This window comes from Aquamicrobium sp. YD-1-mutant5, from assembly GCF_059509755.1.
Genome location: NZ_JCAKKP010000033.1, coordinates 1 through 10375 on the forward strand (window position 1 = coordinate 1; position 10375 = coordinate 10375).

General features: G+C 58.7%; 9 protein-coding genes and 2 pseudogenes. 7 read left to right on the top strand and 4 right to left on the bottom strand.

Annotation, left to right across the window (positions count from 1 at the left end; genetic code table 11):
- From AC5XE7_RS20295 to AC5XE7_RS20305, 3 genes and pseudogenes are all read left to right on the top strand, one after another.
- Positions 1–935: pseudogene (locus AC5XE7_RS20295) on the top strand (conjugal transfer protein TraB); the annotation flags it as partial.
- Positions 936–948: 13 nt separating this feature from the next.
- A complete protein-coding gene (locus tag AC5XE7_RS20300; RefSeq protein WP_272809217.1) occupies positions 949–1584 on the top strand; it encodes a TraH family protein in 636 nt (211 codons plus the stop codon).
- A gap of 316 nt (positions 1585–1900) precedes the next feature.
- Positions 1901–2209, top strand: a complete 309-nt coding sequence (locus AC5XE7_RS20305) for a transcriptional repressor TraM (RefSeq protein WP_272791947.1) — start codon at positions 1901–1903, stop codon at positions 2207–2209.
- Positions 2210–2212: 3 nt separating this feature from the next.
- Here the strand turns inward: AC5XE7_RS20305 and traR are convergent, their stop codons facing one another.
- The 4 genes and pseudogenes from traR to AC5XE7_RS20325 all read right to left on the bottom strand — a co-directional run bounded on the left by traR (position 2213) and on the right by AC5XE7_RS20325 (position 6964).
- A complete protein-coding gene (traR, locus tag AC5XE7_RS20310) occupies positions 2213–2917 on the bottom strand; it encodes an autoinducer-binding transcriptional regulator TraR (RefSeq protein WP_272791946.1) in 705 nt (234 codons plus the stop codon).
- Positions 2918–3367: 450 nt separating this feature from the next.
- Positions 3368–4300, bottom strand: a complete 933-nt coding sequence (gene kce, locus AC5XE7_RS20315; protein ID WP_272791945.1) for a 3,5-dioxohexanoate:acetyl-CoA acetone transferase — start codon at positions 4298–4300, stop codon at positions 3368–3370.
- Between the two features lie 24 nt (positions 4301–4324).
- A pseudogene (locus tag AC5XE7_RS20320) lies at positions 4325–5094 on the bottom strand (cyclase family protein).
- A 118-nt stretch (positions 5095–5212) separates the two neighbouring features.
- Positions 5213–6964 (bottom strand): CocE/NonD family hydrolase, encoded by a 1752-nt coding sequence (locus AC5XE7_RS20325; RefSeq protein ID WP_272809218.1) that lies wholly within the window; start codon positions 6962–6964, stop codon positions 5213–5215.
- 184 nt (positions 6965–7148) lie between these two features.
- Here AC5XE7_RS20325 and tnpA point away from each other — a divergent pair, with 184 nt between their 5' ends.
- The 4 genes from tnpA to AC5XE7_RS20345 are packed head-to-tail and all read left to right on the top strand — an operon-like array spanning position 7149 to position 10190.
- Positions 7149–7619, top strand: a complete 471-nt coding sequence (gene tnpA / locus AC5XE7_RS20330) for an IS66-like element accessory protein TnpA (RefSeq protein WP_272809219.1) — start codon at positions 7149–7151, stop codon at positions 7617–7619.
- Positions 7616–7969 carry an IS66 family insertion sequence element accessory protein TnpB gene (tnpB, locus tag AC5XE7_RS20335; protein WP_272809220.1) on the top strand — a complete coding sequence of 118 codons (354 nt, stop codon included), beginning with the start codon at positions 7616–7618 and terminating at the stop codon, positions 7967–7969. Before tnpA ends, tnpB begins: the two co-directional genes overlap by 4 nt.
- A 50-nt stretch (positions 7970–8019) precedes the next feature.
- Positions 8020–9591: an IS66 family transposase gene (gene tnpC / locus AC5XE7_RS20340; protein WP_272809239.1), complete on the top strand. Its 1572-nt coding sequence runs from the start codon at positions 8020–8022 to the stop codon at positions 9589–9591.
- Entirely contained in the window at positions 9588–10190 is a 603-nt protein-coding gene (locus AC5XE7_RS20345) for a YecA/YgfB family protein (protein ID WP_272809221.1), read from the top strand. The genes tnpC and AC5XE7_RS20345 overlap by 4 nt, the downstream gene beginning before the upstream one ends.
- Positions 10191–10375: the final 185 nt, after the last annotated feature.

Below are 10375 nucleotides of genomic sequence, written 5' to 3' on the forward strand. Positions count from 1 at the left end.
CCCGGCCTTCTGCTTTGGCTAGCGGCCTCACTCTCCTTCGTCGCCGTGCATGCGGCGCTCTGGACAAGGCATCCGGGAAGGGCGAGGGCAGTGCGTTATCTGGCGGCGGCGGTGCTGACGGGGCTGCCGCCCTTCGGCATACCGGATGGGCGAATCCGCTGACCGCAGCCGGCGTGTTGTTTCCCGGATGGGGATGGTGGGGATTGCTCGCAACTGCAGCCGGCCTGCTCGTCATGGTGATGAGATATCGGCCGGCAGCTGTCCTTGGCCTCGCTGGCTTATGGCTTTGGTCCACTGCCACTTGGACAGGGCCGACGCCCCCGGAAGGATGGAGGGGCGTCGATCTTGAGTACGGTCACATGCTCGGTCGCGATGGGTCGCTCGAGCATCACCGTGACCTCATCGCCACGGTGCGCAAGGCGGCAGGTGAGGGAAGCCGCGTCGTCGTCCTTCCCGAAAGCGCGCTCGGTTTCTGGACGCCGACGGTCGCTCGCCTTTGGCGGGAGGGACTGAACGGGCTCGACGTCACGGTCGTCGCCGGCGCTGCCGTCATCGATGCGCATGGCTACGATAACGTCATGGTGGCGGTTGGTTCCGGCGCCGCTGGCATCCTCTACAAGGAGCGCATGCCGGTTCCGGTTTCCATGTGGCAGCCATGGTTGCATTGGACAGGGCAGGGCGGCGGCGCAAGAGCGCACCTGTTCGCGAACCCGGTTGTGGTGGTTGGGACAACGAGGATCGCGCCGCTCATCTGCTACGAACAACTCATCCTCTGGCCGGTGCTGCAGTCGATGTTGCATTCCCCTGACGTCATCGTCGCCACGGGTAACGGCTGGTGGACCGAAGGCACGTCGATCGTTGCTATTCAGAAGGCGAGCGTTGCCGCCTGGGCGAAGCTCTTCGACCTGCCCGTCGTCATGGCCTTCAACACATAACGGAGACAATCAGATGGTCGATGCCGCCCTCATCAAACAATGCGCCGATCCGGGCTTAAAGCCCGCGATTGTCGAACAGTTCATTGAGCGGGCGGGGTCGCAGGATCCGCTCGCCGTTACAGTAAGGTCCGGAAACCGCGTTGTTCTGGTGCCGAAGCCGGGAACGCCGGACGAGGCAATGGAGCTGATCCGTCAGAATCTCGGCCGCAATGTCGTTCGAGTCGGCATCACGCAGTACCCGGCCGGTCTCGGCATCATGGAGGCCGGTGAACTGAGGGCCGATCTGATCGATCCTTGCGAAAATATCCGCATGGGCACAGCGCTCTTCGTCAAGGTCTATCGTATCGTTACCAAATGGTACGGCAATCCCACCGGGAGTGAGGCTCTTCCCGTGGTTCTCGACGATGCGATCATCGCCTGGCAGACGGGGTATTTCGAGGGAACGGCGGTGTTTCGGGCACCGGATCCTGGTGCGTTGGAGATACCTCAACCTGGTCAGGAGGAGCCTGCAAGCGACGCTATCGAGCAGTCAGCAGATCCTGCTGCGGTGGACGTGAGCGATCCTGTCACGGACGGAGTCCGGAGCGACGATCCGAACAAGGCCGGTATCCGTGTTGATCTTTCTGGAATTGGTGCGGACAGACCCTGACGCTCGCGACATTCCTCGAACGACCTACTTGATCATGTGCATGTTTGCACTGGCGAATTCAGCGTCCGCCCTCTATAAGGGCGGATAGGGCAGTACGCGCTGCCCCGAGGTGTGGAAACCTCTATCTGGCGGTTGGTGCTGGCCGTTGCAGCACCAGAATCCTCTGACCGATTGGCCGGGGGCCTGTGACGTATGTCCAGGTGCTCCGGTACTAAAGGTCGCAGGACTGTCCAGGTACAGTTTCCAACCCCCGGCTTGGGATCAGGGATTAACGTTTGCGGGGGGCGCACCGCGGACAAGCCGGAGACCGGATCGAATGACATCGGACGCGCCGACATCGGAAGATAAACTCGAAATGCGTCCCGTGTACGGGCTGACGCAAGGTCTGCCCAAGGCTGACCTGGAGAGTTTGACGGTGGATGCTATCCGGACCCATCGGCGTCTGGTCGGCAATGCAGATCGGCTGTTCCAGGCTCTGCCCGACACCTACAAATCCGGTAAGGAGGCGGGCGGCGCGCAGCACCTCACTTACATCCAGGCCTGCACGGAGATGCACGCGCAGATGTATGTGGTGAACACGCTGGTCACCATCCTCGGCTATATCCCAAAAGTGTCGGTGAACTGAGGCTCAGATCAGCTTTCGGCGAATGGCGACGGCGGTCAGGTGGGTCAGCGTGTGCACGTCGAAACGTTTCTTTGTTTCGGCGATCTTGACGCGCACGCTATTGTACTTGACGCCCTCGAGGTCCGCCGCTTCCTCCATCGTTTTGCCGACAGCGATCCAGCTCAGATAGGCGGCGCCTTTGGGATCGAGACCAATCGGCTCTTCGACGCTCGGGGTCGGATCAGCGAGATTGATTCGGGCATGAAGCTGCGCGACCGCGGATGCAGCCTCGACTGGGTCGATCTCGCGGTCCAGGTCGACTGCCGGCTTTTCCGAGGCAAGCGTGAACATCGCCATGGAACCGTGTGCGGCCTTGATGGGCACCGTGATGCCGGAGCGAATCCCGAAATCGGCTGCATGCGCAAAAAACGAGCGTTCCGCTTTCGTTAGCCGCGGGGTGTCCTGCTTAGCGCTCCAGGTGAAAGCTTGTTTCAGGGACTTGGCACGTCGAATGACGGGGTCGATCGCAAGGTAGCCTCGCGCGAAATAGTCGGACTGAAACTCACGACGATAGTTCGAGATTGCGAGCGAACGCCCTGGCTGGATGTTCAGATAGGCATAGCCTGCAAAACCGATGTGTTCGGTAAAGGTTGCCAGCGCGTCCTTCAAAACGCTTTCGTCGCCAGGAATGGCGGCGAGGTCGGTCAGCTTGTCCAGCCAGTGTCGCATTCGAAATTCCTTGTAGATCGTCAGGTGGAACAGATCATACGATCCCATTACGAGTAGATGAATCTAAACGGCAATCTAAAGTTGCATAATCTATCTTATGGAACTCGCTGGATATGGGATTGCTTGATTCATTGTGACCCGCGCGCCGCCACTGACATCTTTAGCCGTCCCAGCTACTAGTCGCTCACGGTTAAGCGTTCTCTGTCTCTGAGGGCGTCGCCACCCTAGTTACCGGTCAGTTGACGCGAAGAATATGCAGTATGCCATTCCAATACCGCCGATTGTCGGGCGGAGGCCGCGGCTCCCTTCCACGCTCGGTGGACAAAGCCCTCAACAATCCGCGATTCCATAAACGATGCGCTTTTGCCTCCTCCGCTCCAGACGACTTGAACTGCATTGCCAATGGACTTTTTTTGGGATCATCTACCTTTGATGCCCAGGTAATTGGCATCATGCTAATCTGGTATGTTCTGCGCCTTTCAGTCCTAGGATTTCGCGCGCTTCCTGAGGCGTTGCGATTTCATAATCCAGATCTTCAAGACATTGACGCACCTTGCGCACCTGCTGCGCATTACTTTCGGCGAGTTTACCTCGACTGATGAAGAGGGAGTCCTCAAGGCCCACACGAACATGGCCTCCCAATTGCGCCGCCGCTGTGGCAAGAGGTATCTGTGCCGCGCCGGCGGCGAGCACCGACCACCGATAGCTATCGCCGAAAAGCTTGTCCGCTGTCTTCTTCATGAAGAGCAGATTCTCGAGATCGGCACCGATCCCGCCGAGGATTCCAAGAACGAACTGGATGAAGACCGGCGCCTTGAACAGGCCCTGCTCTATGCAGAACTTCAGATTGTAGAGATGGCCGACATCGTAGCACTCGTGTTCGAAACGAACATCATGCGGTGCCAGCGGGCGCGCGGCACTGCCGATATCCGCGAAGGTATTGCGAAAGATGAAACCGTCGGAGCCGGTAACATAGTCCTTCTCCCATCCGAATTTCCAACTCTGGTACCGTTTCGCCAGCGGATGGAAGGAGAAATTCATAGAACCCATGTTCATCGAACACATCTCGGGTGAGAAGGTCAGCGCGGGTAGAATCCGTTCCTCAATCGTATGCTGAAGGCTGCCACCGGTGGAAATGTTGACGACCGCTTGGGTCGACTGCCGGATCTGTGGCAGAAAGGCGCGGAACCGTGCGGGGTCGATGGTCACACCGCCATCCTCGCGCCTACGCGCGTGAAGATGCAGGATCGCGGCGCCGGCCTCGGCGGCTTCAATGGCCTGTGTCGCAATGTCATCAGGCGTATAGGGCAAGGCGTCCGACATGGTCGGCGTGTGAATCGCCCCTGTGATGGCGCAGGTGATGATGGTCTTGGATCGGGCCATGACGGTCTCCTGAATTTGCAAGGGTCAAGGAAGGATCGCTACCGCCCGGGTCCAGCCGGCAGAGCCGCGTGCGACCTTGACCGGAAAGCAGATGACGTCAAATCCGATGGCGGGGAGCGCATCGAGATTGGTGAGTTTTTCGAGATGGCAGTAGGCCCGTTCGCGGCCAGCCTTGTGGCCTTCCCAGATGATCGAGGCATCGCCGATATCGGCGTATCGCTTCGCCGTCGCGGAAAACGGGGCATCCCAGCTCCACCCATCGGTCCCGGTCAGGCAGACCCCCATTTTCAACAGATACAGGGTCGCATCGCGCCCGATGCCGCAGCCCCGGTCGATATAGTCTGGCCTGCCGAAGGCTGCCCCGGCGGCGGTGTTCACCAGAACGATCTGCAAGGCGCCAATGTGCAGCCGATCCGCGCTAGCTCGGTATCGATGTCCTTGGGGGTCACGATATAGCCATCCGGGAAATGCCGGAAGTCCAGTTTCACGCCCGGCTGGTAGCACCAGTCCAGCGGCACTTCATCGATGGTCCACGCCCGGTCGCCATGGTTCATCGTCGGATGGTAGTGCCAAGGTGCGTCCAGATGCGTACCGTTGTGGGTGCTGAGCGTCACAGTCTCTACAGCCCAGCCCTTTCCCTCCGGCAACTGATCCCTCGCCAGACCGGGGAACTGGGCGCATAGCATCTGGGCGCCGCGGTCATGGTCGACATAGTCGATCACCGGCACCTGAAACGGCGGATCAGCCGGCGTGGTCGCGTCGATCGGAATTGAAAGGTCGATGATACGTCGCATGGTTCCTCCCCAGATGGCTGTATGTCGGCGGCCGGACTTCGAGCCGAGAGAAGGAGTAGGCTGCGCGACCACCTTCCCGGAGGGCCCATTGGTCCTGTTGCGACATCGCCGGCTCCGGCTATTTCGCTGGAATCACCGGCAACATCACATAGGCATCCCCCGTGCGTATCGTGGTGGTTCCGTTAAAGGTCCCGTCCGGCCGGTCCCTATCGTCATCATGCAGGTAGACCGAACAGCCGCGTTGCGAGACACCGTAGATCTGGGGCATCGGTTCCGGCAGGCCGTTATCGTAGTCTCTCCCGCCGATGCTGAGCGCGATCACATAGCCCTTGGGCACCACGACGGAAGAGGGCCAGATTTCGACATCCAGGTCATAGAATTCTCCGGGCTCCAGGGGCTGGAGCTCGTCATGAGCATGTACCGGCCGGTAAGGTTCGCAGCGGTGAGGATCCAGTTTGCGATGTGACGCCCTGAGCCAGCCCAGCGAAACGGGTGCGTTCGGGTCCACGGCGCCGACGAACAGAACCTCTTTTCCCGAAGGATCGAACACCCGGAGTGTCAGGAAGAGATCGGCGTCGGTCGTGGTTGAAGCAGCCACCAAATGTGCCATCATTGGGCCGGTGATTTCGGTTTCGCGTTCCAACGGAACGCTGCGGAAGGTCAGAACCTCGTCATTCGCTCGGAACGGCACCTCCTGGGTCGCGGCCGGGGGGGTGGTCGACAGGGACATGTCGCGGGAGTTTAGATAGAACTTCGTCCATTCAGTCCTGGCCAGCGGCCATTCATGCTCCTCGCGCTCGACGAACCTATCGAGGTGGCGTACCTGAAGCAGTACCGGCGGACGGCGATCCCATCCATTGTCCGCGCCTTTCAAAAAATGATCGAAAAATTGCTTCTGCAGCCTGACACCATAGTCGGTATAGAACTCGGTCCAGTGTTCCAGCCCATGTAGTTCCAGCCATTTCCTATCGGACCCGGCGCGGACAAATCCCTCAACATTGCCGCGCAGGTGCAGACCCTGCCCTCCCCAGTTGCCGCAAGACAGCACAGGCACTTCGATCTCCTCCAGCTTGGCGATGCGATCCTGGAAGAACTGATCGGTAATCAATTGATGTGCCAGATAGTCCGCTCGGATGTCAGTGCGATTGGACGCGCGCTCGTCATCCGAAAGGTCGACATTGCCCGCGATGGAGCGCCCCGTTACCGGGTTCTTCCGGCCCCTGCTACCCAGCCCGAACTGTGCGTTGGTGACCTGCATCGGATACCAGCGGACAAAGAAGGTGGACATGATGCCACCGTGGCGCACCGCATCACGATAATAGTCGGATGCCCCCTCAAACGGGCAGATCGCAGCCAGATGCGGTGGCTTCAGGCCCGCGACCTGCCACTGGTTCATCGCGTAGTAGGAGACCCCCGCCAAGCCGATCTTGCCGGTGCTCCATGACTGTTCCGCCGCCCATTCGATGCAATCGTAATAGTCCTGCGTTTCTTGCGCTGAAAAGGGATCGACATAGCCCGGCGACATGCCCGACCCGCGGGAATCCACCCGCACGCAGACATATCCGAACGGCACCCACCTTTCCGGATCCGCCGTCTCCCAGTTCGCAAATTCGGTGGTGGTTCCGCGCGTGATTTCGGGATGATGACGGGTCAACATGGCCCATTGCGCGGGATAGCCCTCGGCAAAGGAAAGACCCTTGGCATAGGGACCATGGGACATCAAAACCGGGTAACGGCCCTCCGTTTCGGGGCGGTATACGTCGCAGTAGAGTACAGATCCATCCCGCATGGCAATTGGGACATCCCATTCGACGACCAGCCCGTTGCGACGCTCGCAGCGTGGCGCAACTGTATCAGAAATCAATTTCATTGCGATGTCCTCCCCAACAACGCTAAGACCCTAAGAGACAGAATATACTAACTGTACGTACGTCCAGTTTGTTATTAGTAAGACAGGGAGCTCGTACATGTCAACAGTAAGCATTGCGAGCGCCCCACATTTTATTGAATTTCAGTTCGCGCATAATCCCATCCTTCGAGATTGAGAGGTGGGAATGATGGATCTGGGGCCATTCGACGGCGAGGAGAAGGCTGTATCGCATAGTGCTGATGACAGTCATCAGGACTATGCGCAAGGCGCTGCGGAGCGGGCTCGATCGGGTCCGCGTCGTGTCGAGGTTATCATTGGCGGAGATCGGCGCCGTCGATGGAGCCCGGAGGACAAGGCAAGGATCACTGCGGCGAGTTTTGTGCCCGGCGCCAATATCTCTGCGGTCGCGCGTCAATACGGCGTCAGCCAAGGCCTGTTGCACTACTGGCGGCGCTGCGCCCGCGAGAGCTTATCGGATGCGGAGGAGATGCGTTTCGTACCGATCGTGAAGGTTGGCGACGAACAGCCTGAACCATCTCTCGGGAAGACGCTGACCGTTCGCGTTGAGATGAACGGTGCTTGTGTCATTATCGACGGCGGCGTTGATGAGCGTACGTTACGGACGGTGTTCAGCGCGATACGGGGTTCGGCTTGATCACGCTTCGATCGGATTTACGGATCCTGATTGCTTCCAAGCCGGTCGATTTTAGGAAAGGCATAAACGGTCTGGCGGCGCTGGTGTCGACCGCGCTTGGCGCGAACCCTTATTCGGGCGACGTGTATATCTTCCGCAGCAAGCGCAACGATCGTTTAAAGATGGTGGCTTGGGATGGCAGTGGCATGGTGTTGTTGACCAAGGTTTTGGAAGATCGTCACTTTACCTGGCCTGCCGTTCGTGATGGGGCTGTTCATCTCAGCGCAAGCGAGATGGCGCTTTTATTAGATGGTCTAGACTGGACAAAGGTCGAGCAGAAGCCCGTGAAGCGCCCTACAAAAGTAGCGTGATCTTATTGTAATCCATGGACATTTTAGCTGTTGTGCGGTAGTGCTTGGTGATGCTCAACCGTGGCCAACACTTGCCTCGGGACCCGGACATTCTGGTCTGCATGGTCCTGGAAAGAGACGCTGAAATCGAGCGTCTGAAGGGCATGTTGAAGGCGGCCAACGCGCAGCCTTTTGGGCAGAAGTCCGAAAAGTCCATTACGGTTCTTGAAGGGCAGATCCGTCTCGATCTGGGGGACGCGGAGCTTGACGTTGCGGTGGGTGCGGCCAACGATGAGCCAAAGCCGGCTCAGGCGCCGCGCCAAGCAAGCTCCAAATCTCAACCTCGCCGTAACCTCGGTGCCCTCCCTGAACATCTTGAACGCGTCGTTGAGGTGATTGAGCCATCATCCTTGGAATGTGCCTGCTGCCAGGGGCGGCTCCATCGCATTGGTGAAGAAGAAAGCGAGGCCCTCGCGTCACGGCCGGCCACGCTTTATGTTCTGCGCACCGTACGACCGAAGTATGCCTGCCGGACTTGTGAAACCGGCATTGTTCAAGCCAAAGCGAAACCGCGTTTGTTCGAGGGCGGCTTGGCGACGACGGCGATGATCAGCAATGTGGTCGTATGGCGATATGCCTGGTACCTGCCACTCAACCGCCAGGTCCAGATGCTGAAAGGACAGGGCGTCCGTTTGGACACATCGACGCTTTGCGGTTGGGTGAAACGGTCAGCCTGGTGGCTGAAAACGCTCTACGACAAGCTCTTGGCTTACATTCACAGCCATAACCGTGTGTTTGTGGACGAGACCCGCATGCCTGTCCTGAAAAAAGGCCGGAAACGAGCCAAGGTCTGTCAATTCTGGGCGCATGCGGTAGACGATCGACCATGGAACGGTCCCGCGTATCCTGCGGTTGCCTATGTCTTTGCCCAAGGTCGAGGCAAGGCGGAAATCCAGTCGCAACTGGCCAGCTACAACGGGCTCCTGCAAGTCGATGCGTATAAAGCTTATAAGAGTTTGACCCGGCCCGGTCGTAAAGCCGGAACGATTGAACTCGCCTATTGTCTGGCTCACGCGCGTCGCAAGTTTGTGGATGTCTACAAGAAGTACAAATCCGAGCTGGCCAAAACGGTGATCGAGCGCCTGGCCGAGATCTATGCGATTGAAGCCAGAATCCGCGGCACGAGCGCCGAGCATCGCCTGTCGGTCCGTCAGGCGCAAATCAAAGGCCTGATGGCTGATCTCAAAACGTTGCTGATGGATACGCTCAAGAATATATCCGCCAAAGACCCGGTCGCATCCGCCATCAAGTACACTCTGGGGCTCTGGTCTGGCCTAACCCTATTCCTGGATGACGGCAGGCTTGAGGTCGATTCCAATACCGTCGAGCGTAATATGAGAAGTATTGCGCTTGGGCGCGTCAACAGTCTGTTCGCCGGCAGTGACGGCGGCGCCGAGACGTGGGCCATTTTGGGTTCTTTGCTGACCACAGCAAAGTTGAACGGCCTCGATCCCTATACGTGGCTCAACGACGTGCTTGAACGCATCGTGTCGGGCGAGATAAAGTCGACCTCCTTGGAGCGTTGCCTGCCTTGGCATTGGAAACAAGAACATGCCGAAGTGAATATGGCGGTAGCAGCGTGAAACGACCCAGGCGTGCGAAACTTCTGACCCTCGAGCAGCTGGAAGCCTGGTTCAACAAGGCTGAGCCGGTGCCGCCTTGTGGCGGCGTCTCGATGATGAATGGCTTCCTGACCGGTTTGGCGGCTGGCCCGGTCTTCCTGCTGCCCAATGATTGGATGTTCCATGTCATCGGCGATCACGAGAAAAAAGCGCTCATCGGAAACAAGATCCAGGCGGTGATCGATACGATCGTCGATCATTACAACCTCATAGCCCACCAACTGACGGCGCCCGGCCGCTATGCGCCGATGTTAATGCGGACTGACGAGGGCGAAGTGCTTGCGGGCGACTGGGCCGACGGGTTCTTCGGCGCCATTAGCCTGAACCTAGAAGATTGGGCACCGCTGTTCGCTCAAAAGCAGACCGGCGAACCAATCATGGGCATCCTCATTCAATGCACAAAGCCCGATCTGATCGAAATAATCTCGACGGCGTTTCCCAAGCCGACTAAGGCCATCCTTAAAGACGCCTGGCGTACGCTCCCATTCGCGGTCGAGAGCATTTACGCGCACTGCAAGCCGATGCGCTTCAACCCAAGCGCTCCCGCCAACGACGCTTAGTCCAGGTTCAGGATCGGCGTCACGCCCATACCTGTGGGGCGCTCGGGGCCTGTCGCAAATTTTCTTGGTTAACGGCCTGTTGACCACCAGCGGAGAAATTGCCGCTCCCAATGTAGCGGAGCGTAGCCATGATTCTGAATGCCATTGCCGACAAGCTGAAGCGCCAATCAAAGGACGACTTCAAA